Here is a 24,170-nt window from a genome sequence, read left to right as displayed (position 1 = left end):
CGTATCCGCTTCATTCGTCCGTCCTTTCTTGGACCGGACTCTAATCACTTCTGGAGGAGTTTTAAGGGGTCACGTCATTAGTTTTGGCTTTAGCAAAACTCCAGTCCAATTTTTTCAAGACTGTTAGCGCCACCGAGTCATAACCAGCTACAAAATCCTGATTTCCAAGAGCAAATAACTTCACTTTCTCAGCTTCTACCTCATCAAATTTGCGCCATCCTCTGGCATCCCTTCTTGGCTCAGGAACTAAACCTTGCTTCAACCATCGAATTAATGTTGTCTTATGGATGCCAGCGGAATCGGCAACGTTTTGAGTGTTAAAGGTTTTCATATATCAAGTATACGCACCTATATGCACATAGGCAATAAGCGTTTGTATTTGCAATGGCATCGCTAACTCGAGGAAGATCGATAATTAGTGATCAAAGTAGAAATTATTTACGATCCCTGTGGTTGGCTGGCTTACCAGTTGCAATCGACACTGACGGTCTGGTTTTCCAGCAGCACCATATATACAAGCAAAAATTGAAAAATAAACTAATCGCTGCCCACGCCAATGTTAGCCTGTCGGCGAAACTCAAAAGAGTACTTTGCAACACTCAAGTTGCTAACCAAAGCACCACCCACGCCATACCCACGAGTACACCCAGATTTGGGCACACTCAGCAGTAAACTTGAATTTGCTAAGCTGAGAGTAGTGGTGCCGCTTAGAGGATTCGAACCTCTGACCCCCGCATTACGAAATCTTCTCAATCAAGTGCAGCTTATGAGGATTACGATACATTACTCCATCAAGCTGGCTGGCGTGTTCGCTTTTACCCACGGAATTCCCATAGTCCGTAGTCGGCCGGTGTGGGTGTTTTCCTATTGAAAACGCTTTGGCTCATTAGATTTCCGAATTTGGCCCACGGTGGGCCGACGCCATGGCGTTGGTGAGCAGTTATATGAAGGGCCATATTGAGACGCCGCAGTTGGGCCACTAGCGGACCGGCCGGTTATGGGCAGTCAATCCAGATAGCGGACAATAATTATTGAGCTGCTACAATGGCGGCTTCCGCCCCATTAGCGGTCAATTATCAGAACCCTTCCACAACCCATTAGCGGCCATTCGTCCCAGCATAAGCATCACCAGTTTTCTCCAAACTCACTAGTTCCGTCGTCAAAAAAGTTCGTACCATGGATTTCAACCGCATGTCGAAAAACAGTTTTGTCTCGTGCATTTGCATGATCAGGAGAGCGGAAAACTGGAACCCTTGCTGATCAAGCGTATGACTTTGCAAACGAATTGATCTGAAGAATAATGTAAGCGATTTAATCGCAGATTTCCGGTATCTGCAAAGCGGCCAAAATAGCGTGGCATTCATCAAATCAATCAGGGGCTAGTGGGCCTATCACTGTCACTATCAGACGCACCATTTCCGCTGCTCACTGCGATGAGGCCGCCGATCGAAAGTGCACCGAGTAGGGCGACCAAAGTAGTCCTGGATGTTCCGTCACTCGCGCTAGTTTCTTGCGATTTAGATTTTTTACCACGCGCAGTCGCCCCTGTTGGTTGGGGTATTGTTCGCAGCGCTGCATCAAACATGGCATAAGCTGCCATCGTTAGCGAAAAAGGATCGCTCGGATTTGCGGCCGGCCCAGGAATGAAAACCGCGGACCCCGCTGTATCGAGGGTTACGGTTGTACCATTGGCGGTCACATCGATAATGCCAGGTTTTTCACCCATTTGAGCACGCTTGCCGGGTCCGCGCAACACGATTAGTGTCGCAGTTTCGGCGTCCATTTTCATTGGCGGGCGAAAACCGGTTTGTTGGGTCATGATCGCAATGGCATCCTCGCCGACCGCGCCCTCAACCATCGTGCCCCGGATACCAATCGACGAAATAGGTGTCGTCAGCGAGGTTTGTCCCGGCTTATTGCGGGTCGATTTTCCTGAGAGGAAGCGGAAGGTGCCTTTCGCAAAATTTGCACCAACGGAACTTGACCGGCTTTTGGGATCAAATATGAATTTATCAACAGTGAAGCGCGCATTAGGGCCGACAGTAAGGCTCGATTTATCGAGCAGCAACACCTGCAACATGCTGGCAGAAGCAGTGCGAATCTCGTTACGCAGCGATACCTTTTGTTTCACCTTCGCTTGTCGCTCCTCTGCCGCCTTGGTCGATTTTACCTTGACGATATTGCGAACTGCAGAGTTGACCCCAACGGTTTGACTGGTTGCCACAACGGGCATGGCCAGAAGGGATACGGAGACCGCAATTCCGGCAGCGCGCATGATGTTGCTATTCATGATATTTCCCTTAGAAAAGAGTGTCCTTCTCTCTGATGATGAGCTGATTATAGCTTGCCTCACTGGGCTGCTACCGGTCGTGTCATCGGTCCGCAGGCCTTCTCAACATCGTTCCAGTCCGCATCGGCTATGGCTGTACCTGCCAGTTTCTTGAGTTCATATTCTGCAGCCATCTGGTCGTCGAGAAGGCACATCAAAGCAATATAATATGCTCGGGCTTCGGTGGAATTCGGGTCAGCTATAAGTGCGCGTTCCAAGGTTGTCGCTGCGCCTGAAACGTCACCTTCACCTACCTGAGATCGTGCGGTGTTTATCGCGGATTCCGGCGTAGCCGAATTATCGACTAAAGCTTCAATATCAAAGACTTCGGCATCAAGACCGGCCATCTGTTGATCTTCGGTCTGGACATCTGAGTCCTGCTGGTCCGAAACCTGTGCGTGCACCGTCCCAGCGGCCATTGCCGATACCAATACTGTGGCTAGCAATCTTGCATAATTAAAGCGCATAGCTTTTTCTCCCCCAAGACAGGCAAGCGACCTGCATTATTAGCATTCGGTCATAGAGGGCACTATAAGTCAAGATGGTATTATTTCTATTTCTCGGTTGCGGTAAAAACACCATCCCAATTTTCGCCTGGTGGGTTTGCCTTAAAGGCTGCAATGCGGCTGGTGTAGTGCGCATAAGTTTTGCCAAGTCCGAACTTAGCGCAATGATCTATCAACCATCCCAGGCAAACTTCCGCCTTATCCCATTTTTGCGCGACATACGCGGACATCATTTCGCCGTGCTTTGCTTGGAAAGCGACAAATTCTGACTGACCCGCCAAACTGTCATCCCCAAGAAGAACGCTAACAACCTCAGGCGTTTCGCGCCCTACAACTCTGACGCGGTCAATTTCCAATGTCGCAAAAGACGAAATATGCCGCTGCAAATCACTGCCAATCGCAATCTGAATTCCGTAGTATTTGGTCAGACCTTCAAGCCGGGAGGCAAGATTGACCGTGTCACCAATGAGCGAATAGGACAGACGCTGCTGAGATCCCATATTTCCGACGCAGCAAGGTCCAGAATTTATTCCGATCCCGATACTAACCTCATCGGGCCACGGGACATCGTCCTGACCCTGAAACGTGATATTCAGTTGTTTTAGGCGGGCTACCATTTCCAAAGCGGCGCGGGCTGCATTTTGATGGTGTTCTGGATCATCGAGCGGAGCGTTCCAAAAAGCCAAAATAGCATCGCCAATATATTTATCGATCGTCGCTTTGCGATCTAACATGAGATCCGTCATCGGCGTGAGAAATGCGATCAGAAATTCAATAATTTCGTTCGGAGACATGTTCTCAGAAATACTCGAAAAGCTTCGGATATCGCAAAAAAGAACACTCATTGGGCGCAGTTCGCCGCCAAGATTTAGCTGACTGGGGTCATCGGCGATGCGCTTGACGAGCTCAGGCGCGAGATATCGGTCAAACGCTTTGTGAATATAGGCTCGCTGGCGCTCCTCGCGGTAATATGTGAGCACTGTTACCAGCACATAGGCAACAAGGATTGCGAGCACAGGCCAACTTGGATTAAGAAGGTAATTATACTGCGAAAACGCCAGAAAACTGCCTGCGGCAATTGCAATCATTGCAGCACCTCCAAGCAACGCACCTTTTGCGGCGCCCAGCCGGGGTAACGCGAGTACCAAAATCGCGCCAAATATTATTAGCAGTGACCTTTCTAGACCAATTGCCCAATCCGGACGGTAGAGAAATTGCTTCAAGATCATCTGTTCAGTTGCCTCCGCATGAATCATAACGCCCGGCACTGCATCACTCATCGGTGTCGATCGCAGATCACGCAGACCAATGGCGCCAGTTCCAATAAAGACAATATGGCCACCAAAAAGGCGGCCCATTTCCTGATCTGTCAGCGCGCCGGACAGGATCTTCCAAGCAGGCACAACTCGCTCAGGCACCTGCTTCGTGTAGTGCATCCAAAGTTCACCGGCATAACTGGTCGGTACTTCGATATCCGAAATTTGAAGCGCAACTAAATCGCCTGGATTACCGTTTTCTCCGCTGCCGTCGGTTGTTTTGACGACAACCGATTCCGCCTGCAGCGCTACTCGCAATGCATCCAGCGAAAGCGACGGTAACAGCGTTTTTCCCTGCCGAGCAATCAGCGGTACGCGCCGAATAACCGAATCTGCGTCGGCCCTTATGCTCAGAAACCCGCTACCCGCTGCTGCTGCTTCCAGTTGCGGTAGATTTAACACGGCGTTGCGATAATCCACCACGGAATTGGGGGTAGTGCCAGAAACAACTATGCCAGCCTTGGGAACTGCTTGCTGCCCCTCTTTCTCATTAGTCAAAAAATAACCTGTGACCGTAGGAATCGCGGCGATAACCTGACTAAATTGCCCATCGTTGTCAGGCAGCGTACGAAGTGCGTCAGCTATGCTTGGGTCGGTGCTGGCAAAGCGATCCGCCAATTGTAAAGGTGATGTCCGATCTTCTTCGGAAAACACAATATCAAAAGCAACGGCTGCAGCTCCCGCTTGACCAAGAGCAAGGGTGAGGCGCGCCAGATCGGTTCGTGGCCACGGCCATTGACCATATTGGCGGATTGTCTCGTCATCAATATCCACAACGCGCACGGCCGCGTCCTGATATATGCGAGGACTAAGCCGTTGGTAGCTATCAAATATCGAAAGGCCAAAACGGTTAAGTGTGGAGGTGAGGAGCGGTACAGGCACGGTTTGGGCAATGGCAAGAATCCCGATTGCCAACAAACCAGCTATTGTCTGGATATTGCGACTAAGCCACAGGGGTGGAAACTTCGAGCTGAACAATGTGCTTCCCCCAAACCAGCCAAGCCGTATGCTCTCTATCATATCAGAGCTCGAGCCGAACGGCTGGAATGTATCGATTAGCAGGAAAGGTCAAGGGGAGTGGCTAACCGTGTTCTGATGACAGCTTAGACGACCTTGACTCCTCATGCTCTGGAGGGCCTGTGATCTAACCCCTCATCAGCAACAGGTTTTGCACCGTCCCACGACGAGAAATTGCAAGGTCAGCTTCCTATCATTTTCTCATTGAAAGCGGACAGTCGCAAAACCACCCATTTGCGGTCATTCGAACAGATTGGATTGAGAATAAAAGCGGCTGTTCGGCAACCGACCCCATTGACGCCGCTTCCTTAGCGTATATACCGAGGCCTAAATCCTGCCGAGAAGGGAAACCGATGCGCAAATTCGGATTGGCGCTTTGCGCCGCGGCCTTCCTCCCGTCTAATTTAGTGATAGCCCAAAATATTAGCCCGCGCGAAGTCGATGCCCTTCCCGCCACTGAGCCCAATGTAATAAGCAATTATGGGACTGACCCACTCCAATTCGGCGAGTTACGCCTGCCGGCAGGGGAGGGCCCGTTTCCAGTTGTGGTAATTATTCACGGTGGCTGCTGGACCGATGGCTATGCAACGAAACAAAATACGGCGCCGATAGCCAGTGATCTGAGATCGGCAGGATTTGCCACATGGAACATCGAATATCGACAGGTTGGAAGTGCTGGTGCTGGCTGGCCTGGAACGTTCCTAGACTGGGGAAATGCGACAGATCATTTGCGGACCCTTGCCAAAGACAATGGGCTTGATCTCTCTAACGTAACGGTAGTGGGGCACTCGGCTGGAGCCCATGCCGCACTGTTTGTGGCCTCACGCTCACGGCTTCCAGTCGAAAGCGAGGTTCGCGGAGAAGATCCGCTGCCAGTAAAAGCAGTCGTGGCAATTGACGGACCAGGCGACCTGGGTCCGTTTGTGGGGCTTGATGCAACAATCTGCGGCAAGCCCGTAATCGAGCCCCTTATTGGAGGATCAATTGACACCTATCCGAGCCGTTTTTCGGAAGCCTCGCCAGCGGCCCGGCTCCCGCTTGGCGTCCGTCAGGGGCTTATCTCGTCCTCCTTGGTTTTGTCGCCGGAAGTTGCAGAAACCTATCGGGCTACAGCAACTGAGGCAGGTGATAAGGTCGATGTGAGGGTCTTTGGCGACAGCGGTCATTTTGAACCAATCGCCCCGGGCTCATCGGAATGGCGCGTCGTAAAAGAACTGATCCTTACATTTGGCGGAATAGAGAAGCAGCGGTAACGAGGCGGCTGCTCCAGAAGCCGACCTTCCGCTAGCCACCCACTTGTTGCCGTTTGGACTGATTGTGTCGGACATAAAAGCGGCAGGTCTGGAAAAGTCTCAGGAGCGGTCGGCAGTTGGTATTTTCCTAATTACTTGGCCCCCCGCTGCGAATGAAAGAAGTCGACTTTCCAGCTCCCGTTCTCGCGAACGATTACAGCTGACTCAAGCCAGCGAACCGGCTGAAGGTCGGGTGGAATCCCGGCGCTGCCAACATTTTCCCATGCGGACCACGCCACATCGCAGCTCAGTTTTGTATCTATCGGGCCTATCGACCAATTGATTTGCACACCCTGAGCGTGAGCGCTTCGAACTACATCCACAAGCTCCGTCCTTTCAAAACGCTTGCCACCATCGAACGAGTAAAAGGAGTCGGTAGTAAGGCGTTTGAAGGACGCCTCATCATCCTTGCGAAGCGCATCGAAGAAATCATGGATGGTCCGGTTGATCTCGGCCTTGGCATTAACCGGAGCGTGGCAGTTGGGCTGACGCGCATGGGTGCACCCAGTCAGCACTAACGCCGTGGCAAGCACAAGGAATGAGCTGAAGGACTTCACACTTCAAACTCGCACTCTGGGTGGCACATGTCAATGACCGCTAACCACCCTATTCTGTTGAAAAACTCGAAGTCGTCAGAACTGATGCTGGCGCCAGCATTACAACACACTCCGCCCGCACAGCTCGCTGGGCTACAAGCCGCCAGCTCCAGAAACTATCTTGCCTCGCCCTGCTGGTCTGCCCTACGCTACGCTCCGGGCCGCCCAGCAGGGCGACCTTAACCGCCGGAACTCTAACTTAAACGATTTTGTTGATCGCGCGGTTCGCTTTCGAACGGTGCAGGAGGAATGAGCGCGTCGAAACTAAGTTAGGCATTGGACGGGATAGCGGACAGCGTTATGCTGGGACCAGCACATTGGCATAAAGCGGGTCTTCCAGTGCCCGACCCGCGCCGTTGGCGACACAGGTAAGCGGATCATCCGCGATGGTGACTGCCAGTCCGGTTTTTTCGGCAATATGTTCGTCAATCCGGCCCAACAAAGCGCCGCCGCCGGTCAACACTATACCTTGGTCCATGATATCTGCTGCCAGTTCCGGCTTGATATTCTCCAATGCACTAAGCACGGCATCGCTTATCTGAGCGACCGGCTCAGCAATGGCTTCGGCGATTTCCGCTTCGGTGACGGCAATTTTTCTTGGCATGCCCGTTACAAGGTCGCGACCCTTGATATGCCTGACCTGTCCGTCGCCCGATGGACTTACCGCGCTGGCAATTTCATGCTTGACCCTTTCTGCGGTGGTTTCACCGATGGCCAGATTATGCTTGCGGCGGATATGGGAAGTGATGGCATCGTCAATCCTGTCTCCCCCGATACGTTCTGACGCGCTGTAAGCCAGCCCTTGAAGCGATAATATGGCAACCTCGGTCGTACCCCCGCCAATATCGACCACCATCGCGCCGATAGGTTGGGTTATCGGGATCCCTGCACCAATGGCAGCGGCCATAGGTTCGTCGATAAAAAATATCCGCGATCCGCCCGCATTCGAAGCTGCATCGCGAATGGCGCGGCGCTCAACGTTGGTCGAGCCGGAGGGAATGCAAACCACAATATCGAAACGCCGCAGCATCCCAGTCTTTTGCCCGTGCGCTTTATGAATGAAATGTTTGATCATCTGTTCCGCCACATCAAGATCGGCGATGACCCCGTCTCTCAGCGGGCGAATGACTTTAATATTGCTTGGTGTTTTGCCCATCATCAGCTTGGCTTCGCTTCCAACCGCGAACACCTTGGTCACGCCGTCAATGGTTTCCAGTGCGACGACAGAAGGCTCGTTGAGTACGATCCCGCGATCCCGCACATAGACGAGCGTATTGGCCGTACCTAGATCAATCGCCAAATCGAGCGACTGGAGTTTGAAAATACTACGCATAAAACAGGGATGACTTCAAAAAGGGAGACCAAATTGCCAATGTGACATGATTGCATAGATTACGTGGAAGTGGCCCGATGAACCTTTACTGTACGGCCATCAGCGCCACAATCTTTCCATTCGTTATGATTTGCTATGCTGAACAATTTGGTTCCGCAACGAATGTAGCGACTACATCAGATGATGGCGGACGTCCGCTTTTCGCCGTTGGAATCCAAAACCGGACGGTCAACTAACCACCCAGTTGCTGCCGTTAACCGACAACAAATGTAGCGAGATGCGTTGCGGCGAGAACGCCAACTATTGACCTGTTCATATATGTTTCCTTTGAATTTTCGGCAAAAAAAAAGCGCCTCAGGGACGCTGCGATTGGTATTGGTGGATGGCTAGTCAGGTTCGGCACAGGGCCAGCAGTTCGGGATCGGTAGCTGGATGGTCTTGGACGAACAGACTGATACCGAACCCGTCATCGCTGATGATGTAGACGGCTTCGAACCAGCCACCGTGATCCTCGACCCATTCCCAGGAAGGGGTGAAAGCGGGATCACCGAAGCAGGATCCGTCGACAGGGTTGACCAGCAGTGACCAGCCGAGTTCGTGTTCCGCGTCCGCTGCCGTGTCTCCTGCCTGGATGATGAGGAAGTGCGTCAGGTCGCTCAGGTCGATGCCTTCCAATGCGTTGGTGAGTTGTTGAATCCGCTCGGTCAACAGGGATCGCAGTTGGTTGGCCCAGACTGTTCTCGAAACTCCACATCCAGTTCCTTCATAAATGTGATTTCGGGATCAATAATAATGTGCTGCATGGGAGGGCTCTCCGTGTATGTATTTCCGGTCCAATAGATTGGTACATCGAAAGCGAAATGACGGCAATCCACCCACTTGTTGCCGTTCGGGTGCGAGATAAATTGGCGTACGGAATGGCAGCTTTCGGGAATGAAGGTTGGCCCTTGGAAAGCCGAAAAAAATGGGAATGGAAAAATACCCGACCTCACACAGCTTCCGCCATGCAAGATCGGGGTTGGAAAGTTAGTCTTTGACCAGGCTATAAAGCCCGTCGGCATCGACGGTCCAATACTGATCGTCGCTTCCGTCACCATGCAGTGAAAGCTTAATGCCTACATGCTGTTTGTTACACCCTAATTCCGCCAGGTTCGAAGTGATATCGGCACCGCGCCGAATACCCATTTCGATACAGGCTTTAATCAAGGTAATAACCTTGTCGTGCTTGTCACATCCGCACTCTACAAGGAAGTCATACAATTTGTTCAAGCTATTCATAGTGTTTTACCTTTCATTTCTGCGGCGCCTGCCTCGACGGCTGCAAGGAGTGTGTCATTGGCGAGATGGGCGTAGCGCATGGTCGATTGGTGATCGGCATGACCGAGCACCCTGCCGACCGCGAACAAATCGATGCCAGCATTGATCATGAAGCTCGCGGCGGAATGCCGTAAGTCATGGATCCTGACATCGCCAAGCCCAGCCGCCGTTCTTGCGGTGTCCCAAGCCCTCTTCATTTCTGTGAAGGGTTTTAATGTTTGAGGGTTGGGCACCAGATATGGACAGTCATCGAACCGAGGCAGTTCTTCGATGATGTCCAATGCCGCCTGCGAAAGCGGCACGTGTCGATGCTTGCCGGTTTTCGACATTGGTATTAGCCAATGCTTTCTATCCACATCAACGTGCCGCCATTCCGCATTGAGCAATTCCGACACCCTGGCTCCGGTCAGCAGCAATAAACTGATGATGGAGCGAAGCTGGGTGTTCTTCGATGCGCCGCAAGCGAGCAACAACCTTTTTACTTCTTCCGGCGACAGGAAGCGATTTCGAGAGTTGTTGAATTTGGCCCGCTTGATACCGCGCACCGGATTGACGGTGACCCCGGCGAGCTGCCATTGAAGCGCAAGCTCGAAGGACCGGCTGAGGGTCGCCTTGATCTTTTCAACCGTCGCGGGAGCAAGTCCTTCGCGGTCCTTTTCCGACAACCATTTGGCGATATCCCGTTGCCCTATGTCGGACAGCCGCATCTTCCCCCAGCGAGGAACGATGTGCCGCTGAACATACATGCGGGTCGTGTCGTAAGCCCTCTGATAGGTCTTGGCGTGAGCGAGGTGCTGTATGGCCAGCTCGCCATAGGTTATGACGGCCTTGGCTTCAGCCTTCGCCTGAGATGGATCGCCGACGCCCAGGACAATGGCGGCTTTCAACTCCCTGGCCTTTTTGCGGGCCTGGTCGAAGCTGATATCGCCGTAGCGGCCTATCCTATATTGCTTCTGCTTTCCGCTCTGATCGGTGTAGCGGAGATAGAATGTCCGATTTCCAGACGGCCTCACCTCGACGGTGAAGCCTTTGATCTCTGTGTCGAAAAACTCTTCCTTCGACTTGCCGGGATCGCAGTAAATCAGGTTCACGAACTGGCTGGTCAATTTCTCTTTAGGCATGATGATTTCCTTTCTTGGTTGCGATAAACCCGAACCGCAGAGGGCGGCCGGACACGCGTAGGGGTTGGGGTGCCGGGGCGGCCGCGGCGGACCTCCCGGCTTCGAATTTAGGCAAATGCGGGCAAGCGCCGGGCTGTCTGCGCCGCTTCGAGGCGTCCGATGGGTGGGCATCGTCGGCGACGAAACGGCGCAAACTGGGCAGGGTGACTATCCGCGCGGTCCCGGCTCGAGGTCATCCGGCGAAACCGGCGTTTCCGCAGCCTCCGCTTTCACCACTTTTTCCGCCATCCAGGCGAGGCGGCCGTCGGCGCGGCCCGCCACAAACCTCAGTCCGCCGACATAGCGTTTGGCATGTTTGGAAATGTACCAACCAAGCTTGTTGTTGTTGATCTTTTCACCGTTCATAATCGGCAGATCTTCCAACGCTTCCCGCAATTCCGGATTTCGGTGGTCCGCCAATTCCGCAACTTGGCGAACGGTCTTGGGCGTACTGCCGAACACCTTGTGCCAAGCCTCGAGAAGAAACCCGAGCTTCTCCCCGTCACTATCGTCTTCCACTTGGTCAAAGAGGGACTGCGCTGGATCGGGCTCGCCGAGCCAAATCAAAGGATGGCGGCAACAATCAGCCCATTCTCCATTGTAGCTGGCGATCGGCGGAACCTTCGACCTTGGTGTTCCGGCGGCCTTCCAGGCTTCGATGATAGTGAGCACCGCACTGACCATTTCCATGCGTTTCTCCCGCACCAATGCAGCCGGGTTGCCGGTAAAGCTGGTGCTGATCCGTTCCGCCGACCGGGACGCCAGCTGGATAGTGATCACCCTTCTTTTCATGTCCCGTTCCGGTTCTACGTTGATCCCCGATCCGATGATAAACACTCGGGTGGAGACCGTGGCGGTTTTACTCATCCCAAGAATACGGTCGGTAATAGCCTCGCTCGTCAGCGCGCGATTCAAGATTGCGTGCGGTTTGAAGTTCGAAATCATATCATCATATTCAATGCACGGCGGGGATGATATCAGGAGAGCAAGCACCGATTTGGTCGCTTCAGCGGCATCCAAAGGAAAACTCGCCTTCGCCGATTCACCGCCAGCGAAACCCACGATCACGCTGTTGAGATAGCTCTTTCCATCCCCGCTTTCAGGCGCCGTCGTTAAATAGGCAGGAGCGACGGGCAGATACGTCCTGACCGTGGCCGTGATGACTGCAGAAAGTGCGGCTGCCTGGTCCGTCAGAGTTTCAAACACAAATTCACAGAACAGATCTTTAAGCTTCGCGAGTGCGGCTTCGGCATCTTCACGGGATGTGCCGGGAATAACAACCTGATCCCCTTCGAAAGCCCCGTAGATGCCGGATTTTTCATCATGTCCCGGTGCCGTGACCAACGACCCATCCCCCGGCCGGTAAAAAGGGTGCCGGGCTATGGCCACAATGTTTGGCAAAAAGCTATATTTTGAAGCACCCAACAGGGTACGAACAACGCGCTCGGTCGGATCGCAAGGCCGCCATTCTTTTTCCTTGCGGACGAAAGTTGTAAACGAGCATGCGCCCGCCAGCGCCATTGTCAGCTCGGCAGAGGAGGCCGGTTCCATCCGGTAATCACCGCCGTCACCCGATTGGCGCAGTATGACGATCACGCCTCCCGACTGAAATATCCTGCCGGTACCCGACAATACATAGTCGCATGCTTTCACGACCTGATCGATCGCTCCCGCCTCCACCCGAATTTGCGGCCGGTTGCGCGCCGAAGCTGGATCGACATCAACGTAGGACGAGAGATCACTGATGCTCAATCCCTCGCCGTGCGAATGATGACATTTGAAGCCGCCCAAAGGGAAAGCCGCGCTCGGTTCAAAATGGACCGAACCGCTGTCGATCTGATCGGTATGTTCAGTAAACCAGGGACACGTAACGTCGTGGACCCCCGGACTTATCTCGCCCTTATAAAGGCCGCGCGCTTTCAATGCGGTCACCACTGGGTTTTCATCCAGGGCCGGTTGGAAAACTGCGTGTGATAGTCCAGCGGGTTGCCGCCTAGTTGCCGCTGGAACCGAGATCACATGCCCCGGCGTTGCCGGAACGTTCAGCAGTCCGAGCCCTTCGTAGAGTGCGTCCAAGCTAAATCGTTTTTCTGGTGACCATTTATCCAACTGGCATTGGAAGAGACCTTCACCGTCGTTTTGATATTTAGGTTTCCCGTTCACGGCGAAAGGTAACCGTCCCCATCTGGCTAACCCAAAGGCTCCTGGATCACCAAGACCCGCCGCCGACACAGATTCCTGCAGAGCGGCAACCACGTTTTCATCTGCAATCGGCTCGTTTAAAACGTAGCCGTATTGATAGTTTCCCGGACTGGTTAATACTGAATAAGTCGGAGGGAAGTTCTCCAAGGCAGCGATTGGAACTTTCGTGCCCACGTCGTCCAGGACGAGCGTGTGATAGTTCGTGAAAAACTCCTTTTTCGCTCGTAACCTGCCACCTTCAGCCGATCGAAATGTCGAGCAATTGAAGTAGTTGTTGGCCGTCGGCGGGCAGGCCTGATTGACGTTATCGGCCGGTTTTGCTGTCCAGCCGCCGTCCGTTGGATCGCCCGTTTTCGAGCAAACTGCCACCAGTTCACCATCGTCGAGAGAAGGGGAAATCGCGGAAATGAACTGCGCGTTTGTGTCCGGCCGCGCTGGGTCGCTGGACGGCTCGGGTAAAGGTGGCGAAACCGGCGGCGTGGCGGAATTTTCACCACTTTCGCCGCTCTTCCTCGGGCGATTTTTGAGGCGGATGGAGCCGGCGGAAAGTGTTTTGCTATTCGATTTTGAGGTTTTCATGTTTTACGGTCCTTAATTAAAAGGCTGCCGCCTGAGATCGTTTGTGGGAATTACGCCTCAGACAACAACTGGTGTTTGCTATCGCTGAGAAGTTGCTCGCAGGGTGAAGGAGGCTTGTGTAAATCTGCAATGAAACCGGGCCGCTTTGCCAACCAGATCGAATTGAAGGATTACAATGTGGAGGCGGCCGATTTCGCTCGTGAGCGTCATTGAGCGGATGCTAATGCTAGCTTTCCGCGTCGACATGAACGCAGTGCGCGAACGACTCAAAGTTTTATCGTGGTAGTAATAAGTGCGGGTAAGGCTGGCGATTTTTGAAGGTAACCGCAGCTTCCAAATTCTACTTTTGCTGATGCTGGGATTTTCTGACGTATGCTTGTCGCCATTATCAGCAGTCGGTTGCGGCGGGGGGATTAGCAGTCTGTTTTTATAAGTCATATTAGGCGTTCCTCGTTTTATGCCGAGAGTGATTTTTCTCTGGCATGGGCCGCTTTACGTTGCATATTGTTGCTGTAAATCAATTACTTACTATTCAAGCTCTAACTGAATGCAGTAACTGCATGACGAGCAAAAGCAGGGCTGCTAAGAGCATTTTTTAAATTGAAAGGACGGACATTGTCTTCTTTGCGAATCGAATCGTTGCGACTGGTTTGGCTGGAAACATTCATTGAGGTTGCCAACGCTGAGAACATCTCGGAGGCTGCGCGAAATATGAGTATCGACCAGTCAACGGTCAGCCGCTATATGAAGGCGCTGCAGACTTGGTCAGGCAAAGCATTGATTGTTCCGGGGATGAACTCCGACCCAGAGGATCCCGGTATTAATGTTGCGCTCACCGAAGATGGGCGCGAATTTCATGACATTGCCGACACAGTTATTGGTCAACTGACTGGCTTCCGGACCGAAGAAGCGCAGTGTGCAGAGCTTCTGGGCAGGATAGAGAGAATGATCTCGACGATGCGGACCGACCTTAACAGCAAGAACCCATCTGAGACCGTGCTGTCGGTTCAAAGCAAGATCGAGCAACAAACGCTTTGGCTTGCTGCGCTACACAGCAGCAGATCGCTCATTGCTGTTAAGGGTTCCTACCCCTTTTTTCGTCGGTTCTTCGCCAATTACGAAACCGTATTACAAAGGGAGCGACGCAAGCGGAAGAGGCCTAGAACAAGTTCGGCCAAGAATATTGACATGTCGCAATTCAGGGGCAAGCAGACAAGCGCGCCCTTTCGGTAGGGTCCTAGATCGCTAAACGGCTGGTCGTTAAAGTCCTCAAGCCTGTCGCGAGTGGCTGTACGTATCTCCTTGAGTGGAAGGTTTGCGCCCGAGGATTTTGCCGCCGAGCGCTTTGCCTTTTTTGACCATCAATCGAAGGTGGCAACGACCCTGACAGCTTGGAGCCCGGCCGCTCGCAACGGGATTTCAAAGAGCCGTTCGATATTCTCGATTGCTCGGCCTTTGGCGACAGCCACCATCGCTGCTTGCTGTGCTTGTTTCACCATACCTTTGCGGGCGGTGCGATACGCGAGCTTGCTCAGTTCCTGCACGGTGTCATCACTGTAACTCAGCGATCCGCCGTTGATGGTCGTGGCTTCCTCCGGCTGGAAAGCGACATCGGACAGAACCAGTTTGGGCAGCCGCACCGTGACCAGTTTCGTTTCCTCATTGTACGTGGGCGAAAGAGCGCTGAGATCCAGCCGATAGTCGACGACGGCGGGCACGATCAGTTCCTGGGTACCGTTCAGTAGCCAGTACCGCTCTCGGTGGGCCCGCACCCGAACCGTGCCCTTGTACGACCAAACCACTAGGCTGTTTTTTGCCCTCAAGCTTTCGACGGTGGCGGCGAGGATCTTTGTCGTGTCGATCTGCAGGAAGCCGGTGTGCTTCACTTCTTCGTCCAGCAGTTCCTTGGGTGCTACCCAGTAGCCGATCCCGAATATGGTCAGGGCCAGTGTCGCGATGATTGGTTTATCCATGTTGATTTCCTTTTGATTGGGCAAAAAAAAGCGCCCTGGAGGGCGCTGCGATTGGTGCTTGTTGGGGGTTCGTCAGCTGCGGCACAGGTCCAGTAGCTCGGCGTCGGTCTCGGGATGATCCTGGACAAACAACGTGATGCCGAAACCATCATCGCTCATTATGAACACGGCTTCAAACCAGCCGCCGTGATCCTCGATCCATTCCCAGGAAGGGGTGAAAGCGGGATCGCCGAAGCGTGCACCATCCACAGGATTGACCAGCAGTGACCACCCGAGTTCGTGTTCCGCATCCGCCGTCGTGTCTCCAGGCTGGATGATGAGGAAGTGCGTCAGGTCGCTCAGGTCGATGCCTTCCCAGGCGCTGGTCAGCTGATCGAACCGTTCTGACAGCAAGGCTCGCAACTGGTTATCGGCAAGCAGCGAAATAGTGCTTTTGACCGCCGTAGCTGTGCGTAGGGTTATCATGGTGTATTCCTTTCGGGCATGAAAAAGACCCCCGGAAATAGATCCGGAGGCCCGTGTTGGTGAAAGGAGATGGCGGGTGTGCCTATCTCATGTAAGATGCCCGATTTTGCGCGACCGGCCGTTATTCACTGCAATACCGCGGGTTCTTATTGCTATAACTGTTGCTCCTGTTAGTCGTACCAACTCATTATTTTGCATGGGATAACAATGGATCAAGCGGCGCATAACAAACTTGTTTCGTTTATCTGGTCGATTGCTGATGACTGCCTTCGCGATGTGTACGTTCGTGGCAAGTACAGAGACGTCATTCTGCCTATGGTGGTGCTACGCCGCCTCGACACCCTTTTGGAGCCGACAAAGGAAGCGGTACTGGCGGAGGTGGCTTTCCAGAAAGACGAAATGGCCGCAACCGAGCACGATGATGCCCCTCTAATGGCGGCGTCAGGCCATGTCTTTTACAATACTAGCAAATGGACGCTGAAGCAGCTGCACAGCACTGCCACCAACAATCAACAAATCCTGTTGGCCAATGTCGAAGACTATCTGAATGGCTACAGCGACAATGTGAAAGAGATCATCGAACGCTTCAAGCTGAGGGATCAGATCCGGCACATGGCGGCTAAAGACGTGCTTCTCGACGTTCTAGAGAAGTTCGTTTCGCCCTACATCAACCTGTCGCCTAACGCTGGCGAAGACCCGGACGGCAAGAAGCTTGGGCCGCTGACCAACTTGGGCATGGGCTATGTTTTTGAAGAGCTGATCCGCAAATTCAACGAAGAGAATAATGAAGAAGCTGGCGAGCATTTCACCCCGCGTGAAGTGATCCAGCTGATGACGCACCTGATCTTCGATCCCATTAAGGATCGGTTGCCTCCAGTGATGACCATCTACGATCCTGCTTGTGGCAGTGGCGGCATGCTGACGGAATCGCAGAACTTCATCAAAGACGTTGAAGGCCAAATCCGCGCAACGGGTGATGTCTATCTATATGGCAAAGAGATTAACGACGAGACGTACGCCATTTGTAAGTCCGACATGATGATTAAGGGCAACGACCCTGAGAATATCCGTGTCGGGTCCACACTATCTACGGATGAATTTGCCGGTAAGCGCTTTGACTTCATGCTGTCCAACCCGCCCTATGGCAAAAGCTGGGCCAGTGAGCAGAAATACATCAAAGACGGCAAGGACGTCATTGATAGCCGGTTTGAGGTAGAGTTGACGGACTATTGGGGCGAGAAAGGCACCGTTGATGCTACCCCGCGCTCCAGCGATGGCCAGCTCCTGTTCCTTATGGAAATGATCACCAAAATGAAGTCGACCAAGGACAGCGCCATCGGCTCGCGCGTCGCCTCGGTGCACAATGGCTCCAGCCTGTTCACCGGTGACGCTGGCGGCGGCGAAAGCAATATTCGTCGCTATATTATCGAGAATGATATGCTCGATACGATCATTCAGCTGCCTAACAATCTGTTCTACAATACAGGCATAACTACTTACATTTGGCTGCTCAGCAATGCGAAACCAGCCGAACGGCATGGCAAGGTCCAGTTGATTGATGCCAGTCTGTTGTTTGAGAAGCGGCGCAAGAATTTAGGCGAAAAGAACTGTGATCTCGCACCTCATAATATCAAGGAAATTACCGAGGCTTTTCTGGCCTTCAAGCCAATTGAGCGCGAAGTCGATCCCAACAACGATCCCGTTGGTATCGCGGCACAGATATTCGACAGTGAAGATTTTGGCTATCACAAGGTCACGATTGAGCGCCCCGACAGGAGGATGGCGCAGTTCAGTGCCGAACGCCTTGCCCCCTTGCGGTTCGACAAAGCCCTGTCTCCGCCGATGGAGCATTTTTATGGAGAGCATGGCGATAGCGTCTATCAAACCGGCTGGTTGAAGGAGCATGCTAAAACGATTGTGCAATGGTGCGAGGACAATGAGATTTCTCTCAACACCAAGAACAAGACCAAGCTGACGAGTACGAGATATTGGGAAAAGCTGCGCGACCTGCATGATGCCGGTGCAACTCTGATGGCCGTCATTGGCACCGCGCAATTTCGCGATTTCAATCTGTTCAAGCGCGATGTCGATGCTGCAATCAAAGCCGCAAAGCTGACGCTTTCAGCGACCGAAAAGAAGGCGATTCTGAATGCCGTCAGCTGGTATGACGAGAGCGCGGAAATCGTCCTCAAGAAGGCCATTAAGCTATCTGGTGACAAGCTCGACGAAATGCTTAAGCATCTTGGCTGTGAAGAGGCCGATCTGGCGGACTTTGGCTACTATGCCACCGGCAAAGGCGAATTTCAGACTTATGAACCGTCCAGCGAGCTGCGCGATAGCGAGAGCGTACCGCTGGCCGATGACATTCACCGCTATTTTCTGTCCGAGGTAAAGCTGCATGTGGGCGAGGCCTGGATCAATATGGACAGCGTGAAAATCGGCTATGAAATCAGCTTCAACAAATATTTCTATCGCCATAAGCCGCTACGGACGCTGGAAGATGTGGCTGCTGATATTTTGGCATTGGAGCAACGGGCGGATGGCCTGGTTGCCGACATATTAGGTGTTTCCAGCATTGCCAAGCTGTTGGGGGACTAAGCAATGCAAATTGATGAAATCCCGAAATATGAGAGCTATGAGGATAGCGGCGCTGATTGGGCACAAACACTTCCTTCAGAGTGGGCTGTCGAGAAGGCCAAATGGTTGTTCCTGAGAGCGGATCGAACCGTTCACCCTGATGATGGAATTGTAACCTGCTTTCGAGACGGCGAGGTCACGCTACGCAGCAATCGGCGGACCGATGGCTTTACCAACGCCCTTAAGGAGCATGGGTACCAAAGAATCCATGAGGGTGACTTGGTAATCCACGCGATGGATGCATTTGCCGGAGCAATCGGCGTTTCCGATTCCACAGGCAAATCTACACCTGTATATTCTGCCTGTGTCGAGCGAACTTCGAACACGCTAAACGCTTATTTTTACGCTTATTATCTGCGCAGTTTAGCGTTGTCTGGCTATCTGAAATCATTGGCAAAAGGGATACGCGAAAGATCAACTGATTTCCGTTTCGCAGATTTTGCGAAGTTAGTTTTAGCTTTCCCGCCTATCGACACACAGAACACCATCGTCCGCTTCCTCAACGAAAAGGCGGCTAAGATTGATAAGGCGATTGCGATTAAGGAGCGGCAGATTGCGCTGCTGAAGGAGCGCAAGCAAATCGTCATCCAGAATGCCGTCACCAATGGTTTAAACCCTAATGCCCCAATGAAAGACAGCGGCGTCGATTGGATCGGCCAAATCCCTATGCATTGGGAGGTTAAACCCGGACTTGTGGCTTTTACAGAAAACCGACGAAATAATGTTGGCCTACAGGAGCAGCGTGTCCTCTCGTTAAGCTACGGAAAGGTTATCATAAAGTCATTAGACAAAATGACAGGCCTCGTGCCTGAGTCTTTCGAGACTTATCAGATCGTATACCCGGATGATGTGATTATTCGCGGAACAGATTTACAGAATGATCAAAAAAGCTTGAGAACAGGGCTCGCAAAGGATCGAGGGATTATTACGAGTGCTTATATATGCCTTAGCTTAAAGAATGGCTATAATGCCGAATTTTTCCATAAGTATCTGCATGCTATGGACATTTCTAAGTCTATCTATCGTTTTGGCACCGGATTGAGACAGAATTTAAGCTATGCTGACTTTAAGCGGATGCCAATTCTAATTCCTCCCCGTGATGAGCAAGCGACCATAATACGAGATGTCTCAAAACTAGAAGAAAAGCTGGAAGACGCTATCAGTATTATGAATAAGCAAATTTTGGCTTTGCTTGAATACAAAGCAACCCTGATCAACAACGCCGTGACTGGCAAAATCAAGGTGGTGTAAAGGGGCGATATGGTTAGTCGGACAAATGAAGCGGCGTTGGAAGCCGCAATTGAGAAATGCCTGACCGGCGTCAACCGCGAAGCTATAAAGGACCAGATTGAGTGGACGCAGCTTGGAGATCAGTTGATCAGCAATCTGGTCTCTCTTGATCCCGTCAATCATGGCTTTGAAATGGGCTATTCATTCGATTTCAATGCGCAATATGCGATTGACGAACGTTTCTTCTGGCGCTTTCTGGAAACCACCCAATCCAAAGAGCTGGACAAGCTACGCCGCAATGACGCGACTGACTGGAAGCGCAAGGTGTTGGAGCGTTTCGACCGGCTGATCAAAAAACATGGGCTTTTGCATCTGCTGAAAAAGGGCTTGGCCGTCGATGATGCGTTCTTCGTGCTGATGTACCCCGCTCCACTCGCCAGTTCCAGCCAATCTGTCCATGATGATTTTGCCGCCAATATCTTCAGCGAAACGCGGCAATTGCGCTATTCCCTGGCCAATCCGGCGCAGGAAATCGACATGGCGCTGTTCCTGAACGGTATTCCACTCGCCACCATCGAACTGAAAAACGCTTGGACCGGCCAGAACGCCCGCTATCACGGTCAGAAGCAATATCGGGAAGACCGCGACACCAGCCAGCCCTTGTTGCAATTCGCCCGCTGCATTGTTCATTTAGCAGTGGATACAGACGAGGTCTATATGACCACAAAGCTCGCAGGGCCGGGCACATTTTTCCTTCCTTTCAACAAGGGCCACAATCACGGCAAGGGCAACCCGCCTAACCCAAACGGCCATAAAAGTGCTTATCTTTGGGAAGAGATTTTCACCAAGGACAGTCTTGCCAATATCATCCAGCATTTTGTCAGACTGGATGGGGCGGCCAAAGACCAGTTGAACAAGCGGACGCTGTTTTTCCCGCGCTATCAACAGCTCGACGTAGTGCGAAAGTTGATTGAGGATGCTTCGAATAATGGCGTAGGGCAGACATATCTGATCCAACATTCGGCAGGTTCCGGGAAGTCCAATTCAATCACCTGGGCAGCTTATCAGCTCATTGAAACTTATCCAGCCAGCGTCACAACGCCCGGAGCTAGAGGAATAGATCAGCCGCTGTTCGACAGCGTGATCGTAGTCACCGACCGGCGGCTGCTAGATAAACAGCTTCGTGACAACATCAAAGACTTCTCCGAGGTAAAGAACATCGTTGCCCCGGCGCATAAATCCTCAGATTTGAAAGCGGCTTTGGAAAGCGGCAAAAAGATCATCATCACCACGATCCAGAAGTTCCCCTTTATCGTTGATGGCATCTCTGATCTGACCGACAGGCGGTTTGCTGTAATCATTGATGAAGCACACAGCTCACAAAGCGGCTCTGCTGCGGGTATGATGAACCAAGCCATGGGCGGCGATGTTGATGCCGAAGACGCGCAGGATTTGATCCTGAAGGCCATGCAAGCACGAAAAATGCGGGGCAATGCCTCCTATCTCGCCTTCACCGCCACGCCGAAGGGCATTACGCTGGAGAAATTCGGGGAGAAGCAGTCCGATGGCTCATTCAAACCGTTCCACCTTTACAGCATGAAGCAGGCAATTGAGGAAGGCTTCATCCTTGACGTTCTGGCCAATTATACGACCTACAAAAGTTATTATGAGATAGCAAAATCGATTGAAGACAACCCACTGTTCGACAAGAAAAAGGCACAGAAGAAACTGCGGGCCTATGTCGAACGCAGCCAGCAGACGATAAATACCAAAGCTGAGATCATGCTGGACCATTTCATTCCAAGCGTGGTTAATGCGAAGAAGTTGAAAGGCCAAGCGCGTGGCATGGTCGTTACCCAGAATATCGAAACCGCTATCCGCTACTATAAGGCGATTGACAAAGAGCTGGAGCGGCTGGGTTACCCGTTCAAAGCGCTGGTCGCCTTTTCTGGCGAAAAAGAATTGGAAGGTATTACGTATACCGAAGCGGGGATCAACGGTGTTTCCGATGATAAAACGAAAGAGTTTTTCGACGGCCATAGCCGAGATGGCAAACCGATCATTCACAACGGGAAATCTATCGAGAACACATACCGATTGCTTATTGTGGCCAACAAATATTTAACCGGCTTTGATCAGCCGAAACTGGCAGCAATGTATGTCGATAAGAAGCTTCAGCATGTCGTGGCGGTCCAAGCTTTATCTCGCCTAAACCGCTCAGCAATGAAGTTGAACAAAAAGACCGAAGACCTTTTTATCCTAGATTTCTTCAATACAGTAGATGACATAAAGACGGCCTTTGACCCTTTCTATACGGCCACCAGCCTATCCGAAGCGACAGACGTAAATGTTCTGCACGAACTAAAATCCGCCCTAGGCGATGTGGCCGTGTACGAATGGCAAGAGGTAGAGTCATTTTCGGCAAAGTATTTCGGAAACGAGGATGCTGAACAGCTGAGCATTATCATCGATGTGGCGGCAAACCGATTTAACGACGAGCTCGAGCTCGAGAATGATGCAAAGATCGATTTCAAGATCAAGGCAAAGCAGTTCGTGAAGATTTATGGGCAAATGGCCTCAATCATGCCATTCGAAGTGGTGGAATGGGAAAAGCTTTTCTGGTTCCTGAAATTTCTTATTCCAAAGCTCAAAATTGAAGACCCTTCGAAAAAATCGCTGGATGCATTACTGGATTCGGTCGATCTCTCATCCTATGGATTGGAACGGGTAAAGCTGAACGATTCTATCATTTTGGATGCTTCAGAAACTGAGGTTGATCCGCAAAACCCCAATCCGAGAAGCGCGCATGAACCCGAAGAGGACAAAGATCCAATCGACGAAATCATCAAAAGCTTCAATGAGCGATGGTTTCAAGGCTGGAGCGCAACGCCGGAAGAACAGCGCGTAAAATTCATCAACATCATGGAAAGCATTAAAGCGCACCCTGACTTTAGCGAAAAGTATCAAGACAACCCCGATCCGCAGAATCGCGGCATAGCATTCGATAAAATGCTGAAAGAGGTCATGCTGATGCGCCGAAAAGATGAATTGGAGCTATATAAGCTCTTCGCAAACGACCCTGCATTCAAAGCGTCTTGGCAACAGAGTCTGGAACGAATGGTCAACCAGCCGCAAGCGTGAGTTAAACTGCTTTATTCTTGTAACTTCTCTTGGTTTCGAATTCCAAATGGTATGTGAACGCAGGGGGTATTTTCAGCCGCTGGTTCAAGATGCCCTAGTTGATCGTCAAAGAAAATTTGAGGTTTCAGAACATCTAGAATATTTTTCTTTTCAATCCCACCCATTAAGAATAGCTCGTCAATCTCAATGCCTTCGTGCTTCAAGGTATTCATCATTCGTTCGTGCGCCGGAGCGTTACGAGCAGTTATGATAGAGACTCGCACAGCCTTTTGAGGATCATTGGCCCGGTCTAAGCGGCGTTTCTCTATATCTTGAATGTTAGAAATTTTTTGGAGTAACGGCATCAAGGGGCCGCCTTTCAACGGTCGATCCTTGTTGGTCGTTTCATGATGGTGGAACAGTGGTAAATCCCCATCTACAAATTGACTTTCCGCTTCGTCATCGACCAAGACTCCGTCGAAATCAAAAGCAATCCGAAGTTGATTGTCGAGATCGTCATTCGATGTAACGCACGGTAAGACATATCCTGCAGGATGGCCCTCTTCGACGGCTGCCTTCACCTCATTTTTGTTTGTCGAGAGGTATAGGCAGGCTTTGACTGCCTTCATGTAGGGATATGGATCGGCTCCCGAAAGCCAAAATGCTCGAGAAATGTCTAATCCATACTCTGGCAGAGCATCCATCATTCGCAAGCCTGCTTCAGGATCATTGCGAGATAAAATCACAACCTCCACAGGCGCCTCTTCAGCAAAAATACGGTTGAGATTCAGCAACCGCTTAATAAATGGAAATGCTGCGCCAGGTGCTGGCAACTTTTTGCGATTTTCCTTTTGAAAAAGACGGAATGCTTCGACGCCCTCCTCAACGTATATCTGATGTTCATGTGCAAAATCAAAAAGGGCTGTAGAAGTAATGCCGACGACAAGTTTTTGATCTATTGGATAAGCCATTAGCATCTACCAATCTCTATAACCTTTAATAAATAGCGCTGCGGCTTTAATTTTCAATACCACGGAGAACAAAATAGGCATCAAGTCTCGACCTTCCAGCTCTCAACTGATCGAACCCCTTTCATTT

Annotated in this window: 18 protein-coding genes, 1 tRNA gene and 1 pseudogene; 7 read left to right on the top strand and 13 right to left on the bottom strand. The window is 51.7% G+C overall.

Annotated elements, in window-relative coordinates; all coding sequences use genetic code 11:
• Positions 1 to 61 precede the first annotated feature (61 nt).
• The 5 genes from V7650_RS07810 to V7650_RS07790 form a co-directional block, all read right to left on the bottom strand.
• Complete coding sequence (locus V7650_RS07810) at positions 62 to 331, bottom strand: MerR family transcriptional regulator (protein WP_335655689.1); 270 nt, start codon at positions 329 to 331, stop codon at positions 62 to 64.
• Between the two features lie 367 nt (positions 332 to 698).
• Positions 699 to 801, bottom strand: a tRNA-OTHER gene (locus tag V7650_RS07805).
• Positions 802 to 1,372: 571 nt separating this feature from the next.
• The gene (locus V7650_RS07800; RefSeq protein ID WP_335655688.1) at positions 1,373 to 2,290 is read right to left on the bottom strand and encodes a FecR family protein; all 918 of its coding nucleotides are present in this window, start codon (positions 2,288 to 2,290) and stop codon (positions 1,373 to 1,375) included.
• A 59-nt stretch (positions 2,291 to 2,349) separates the two neighbouring features.
• On the bottom strand, positions 2,350 to 2,796 hold the full coding sequence (locus tag V7650_RS07795; RefSeq protein ID WP_335655687.1) for a hypothetical protein: 447 nt from the start codon (positions 2,794 to 2,796) through the stop codon (positions 2,350 to 2,352).
• Positions 2,797 to 2,882: 86 nt separating this feature from the next.
• Positions 2,883 to 5,171, bottom strand: a complete 2,289-nt coding sequence (locus V7650_RS07790) for a CHASE2 domain-containing protein (protein ID WP_335655686.1) — start codon at positions 5,169 to 5,171, stop codon at positions 2,883 to 2,885.
• A gap of 350 nt (positions 5,172 to 5,521) precedes the next feature.
• On the opposite strand from V7650_RS07790, the gene V7650_RS07785 reads away from it, so the two are divergent.
• The 3 genes and pseudogenes from V7650_RS07785 to V7650_RS07775 form a co-directional block, all read left to right on the top strand.
• Positions 5,522 to 6,421 (top strand): alpha/beta hydrolase, encoded by a 900-nt coding sequence (locus tag V7650_RS07785; protein ID WP_335655685.1) that lies wholly within the window; start codon positions 5,522 to 5,524, stop codon positions 6,419 to 6,421.
• Between the two features lie 323 nt (positions 6,422 to 6,744).
• Complete coding sequence (locus tag V7650_RS07780) at positions 6,745 to 6,978, top strand: hypothetical protein (RefSeq protein ID WP_335655684.1); 234 nt, start codon at positions 6,745 to 6,747, stop codon at positions 6,976 to 6,978.
• Positions 6,979 to 7,105: 127 nt separating this feature from the next.
• Positions 7,106 to 7,309 (top strand): annotated as a pseudogene (locus tag V7650_RS07775) (integrase core domain-containing protein); the annotation flags it as partial.
• Positions 7,310 to 7,354: 45 nt separating this feature from the next.
• Here the strand turns inward: V7650_RS07775 and V7650_RS07770 are convergent.
• From V7650_RS07770 to V7650_RS07750, 5 genes are all read right to left on the bottom strand, one after another.
• Positions 7,355 to 8,389 carry a rod shape-determining protein gene (locus tag V7650_RS07770; protein ID WP_335655683.1) on the bottom strand — a complete coding sequence of 345 codons (1,035 nt, stop codon included), beginning with the start codon at positions 8,387 to 8,389 and terminating at the stop codon, positions 7,355 to 7,357.
• A 390-nt stretch (positions 8,390 to 8,779) separates the two neighbouring features.
• On the bottom strand, positions 8,780 to 9,097 hold the full coding sequence (locus V7650_RS07765; RefSeq protein ID WP_335655682.1) for a hypothetical protein: 318 nt from the start codon (positions 9,095 to 9,097) through the stop codon (positions 8,780 to 8,782).
• 318 nt (positions 9,098 to 9,415) lie between these two features.
• Positions 9,416 to 9,667, bottom strand: a complete 252-nt coding sequence (locus tag V7650_RS07760) for a hypothetical protein (RefSeq protein ID WP_335655681.1) — start codon at positions 9,665 to 9,667, stop codon at positions 9,416 to 9,418.
• Positions 9,664 to 10,827, bottom strand: a complete 1,164-nt coding sequence (locus V7650_RS07755) for a tyrosine-type recombinase/integrase (protein WP_335655680.1) — start codon at positions 10,825 to 10,827, stop codon at positions 9,664 to 9,666. The genes V7650_RS07760 and V7650_RS07755 overlap by 4 nt, the downstream gene beginning before the upstream one ends.
• Before the next feature lie 207 nt (positions 10,828 to 11,034).
• On the bottom strand, positions 11,035 to 13,647 hold the full coding sequence (locus V7650_RS07750) for a DNA-primase RepB domain-containing protein (RefSeq protein ID WP_335655679.1): 2,613 nt from the start codon (positions 13,645 to 13,647) through the stop codon (positions 11,035 to 11,037).
• Positions 13,648 to 14,247: 600 nt separating this feature from the next.
• Here V7650_RS07750 and V7650_RS07745 point away from each other — a divergent pair.
• Positions 14,248 to 14,880 (top strand): helix-turn-helix domain-containing protein, encoded by a 633-nt coding sequence (locus V7650_RS07745; protein WP_335655678.1) that lies wholly within the window; start codon positions 14,248 to 14,250, stop codon positions 14,878 to 14,880.
• Positions 14,881 to 15,008: 128 nt separating this feature from the next.
• Here V7650_RS07745 and V7650_RS07740 read toward each other — a convergent pair whose 3' ends face one another.
• Positions 15,009 to 15,620 (bottom strand): DUF4230 domain-containing protein, encoded by a 612-nt coding sequence (locus V7650_RS07740; protein WP_335655677.1) that lies wholly within the window; start codon positions 15,618 to 15,620, stop codon positions 15,009 to 15,011.
• A gap of 72 nt (positions 15,621 to 15,692) precedes the next feature.
• Positions 15,693 to 16,085, bottom strand: a complete 393-nt coding sequence (locus tag V7650_RS07735) for a hypothetical protein (RefSeq protein WP_335655676.1) — start codon at positions 16,083 to 16,085, stop codon at positions 15,693 to 15,695.
• Between the two features lie 207 nt (positions 16,086 to 16,292).
• Here V7650_RS07735 and V7650_RS07730 point away from each other — a divergent pair, with 207 nt between their 5' ends.
• The 3 genes from V7650_RS07730 to V7650_RS07720 are packed head-to-tail and all read left to right on the top strand — an operon-like array spanning position 16,293 to position 23,093.
• A complete protein-coding gene (locus V7650_RS07730) occupies positions 16,293 to 18,683 on the top strand; it encodes a type I restriction-modification system subunit M (RefSeq protein ID WP_335655675.1) in 2,391 nt (796 codons plus the stop codon).
• A 3-nt stretch (positions 18,684 to 18,686) separates the two neighbouring features.
• Positions 18,687 to 19,973 (top strand): restriction endonuclease subunit S, encoded by a 1,287-nt coding sequence (locus tag V7650_RS07725; RefSeq protein ID WP_335655674.1) that lies wholly within the window; start codon positions 18,687 to 18,689, stop codon positions 19,971 to 19,973.
• Between the two features lie 9 nt (positions 19,974 to 19,982).
• On the top strand, positions 19,983 to 23,093 hold the full coding sequence (locus V7650_RS07720) for a type I restriction endonuclease subunit R (RefSeq protein WP_335655673.1): 3,111 nt from the start codon (positions 19,983 to 19,985) through the stop codon (positions 23,091 to 23,093).
• An 11-nt stretch (positions 23,094 to 23,104) separates the two neighbouring features.
• On the opposite strand, the gene V7650_RS07715 is transcribed toward V7650_RS07720, so the two are convergent.
• A complete protein-coding gene (locus tag V7650_RS07715) occupies positions 23,105 to 24,043 on the bottom strand; it encodes a 5'-nucleotidase (protein ID WP_335655672.1) in 939 nt (312 codons plus the stop codon).
• Between the last annotated feature and the right edge of the window lie 127 nt (positions 24,044 to 24,170).

The organism is Parasphingorhabdus sp. (assembly GCF_036964565.1).
Lineage (GTDB): Bacteria > Pseudomonadota > Alphaproteobacteria > Sphingomonadales > Sphingomonadaceae > Parasphingorhabdus.
The sequence above is the reverse complement of the archived record's forward strand: the minus strand, read 5'-3'. Positions and strand labels throughout refer to the sequence as shown.

Excerpts from the sequence above, each read along its gene's own strand:
- V7650_RS07810 (WP_335655689.1), bottom strand. The coding sequence starts at position 331 with ATGAAAACCTTTAACACTCAAAACGTTGCCGATTCCGCTGGCATCCAT.
- V7650_RS07800 (WP_335655688.1), bottom strand. The coding sequence starts at position 2,290 with ATGAATAGCAACATCATGCGCGCTGCCGGAATTGCGGTCTCCGTATCC.
- V7650_RS07795 (WP_335655687.1), bottom strand. The coding sequence starts at position 2,796 with ATGCGCTTTAATTATGCAAGATTGCTAGCCACAGTATTGGTATCGGCA.
- V7650_RS07790 (WP_335655686.1), bottom strand. The coding sequence starts at position 5,171 with ATGATAGAGAGCATACGGCTTGGCTGGTTTGGGGGAAGCACATTGTTC.
- V7650_RS07785 (WP_335655685.1), top strand. The coding sequence starts at position 5,522 with ATGCGCAAATTCGGATTGGCGCTTTGCGCCGCGGCCTTCCTCCCGTCT.
- V7650_RS07770 (WP_335655683.1), bottom strand. The coding sequence starts at position 8,389 with ATGCGTAGTATTTTCAAACTCCAGTCGCTCGATTTGGCGATTGATCTA.
- V7650_RS07760 (WP_335655681.1), bottom strand. The coding sequence starts at position 9,667 with ATGAATAGCTTGAACAAATTGTATGACTTCCTTGTAGAGTGCGGATGT.
- V7650_RS07755 (WP_335655680.1), bottom strand. The coding sequence starts at position 10,827 with ATGCCTAAAGAGAAATTGACCAGCCAGTTCGTGAACCTGATTTACTGC.
- V7650_RS07750 (WP_335655679.1), bottom strand. The coding sequence starts at position 13,647 with ATGAAAACCTCAAAATCGAATAGCAAAACACTTTCCGCCGGCTCCATC.
- V7650_RS07740 (WP_335655677.1), bottom strand. The coding sequence starts at position 15,620 with ATGGATAAACCAATCATCGCGACACTGGCCCTGACCATATTCGGGATC.
- V7650_RS07735 (WP_335655676.1), bottom strand. The coding sequence starts at position 16,085 with ATGATAACCCTACGCACAGCTACGGCGGTCAAAAGCACTATTTCGCTG.
- V7650_RS07730 (WP_335655675.1), top strand. The coding sequence starts at position 16,293 with ATGGATCAAGCGGCGCATAACAAACTTGTTTCGTTTATCTGGTCGATT.
- V7650_RS07725 (WP_335655674.1), top strand. The coding sequence starts at position 18,687 with ATGCAAATTGATGAAATCCCGAAATATGAGAGCTATGAGGATAGCGGC.
- V7650_RS07720 (WP_335655673.1), top strand. The coding sequence starts at position 19,983 with ATGGTTAGTCGGACAAATGAAGCGGCGTTGGAAGCCGCAATTGAGAAA.
- V7650_RS07715 (WP_335655672.1), bottom strand. The coding sequence starts at position 24,043 with ATGGCTTATCCAATAGATCAAAAACTTGTCGTCGGCATTACTTCTACA.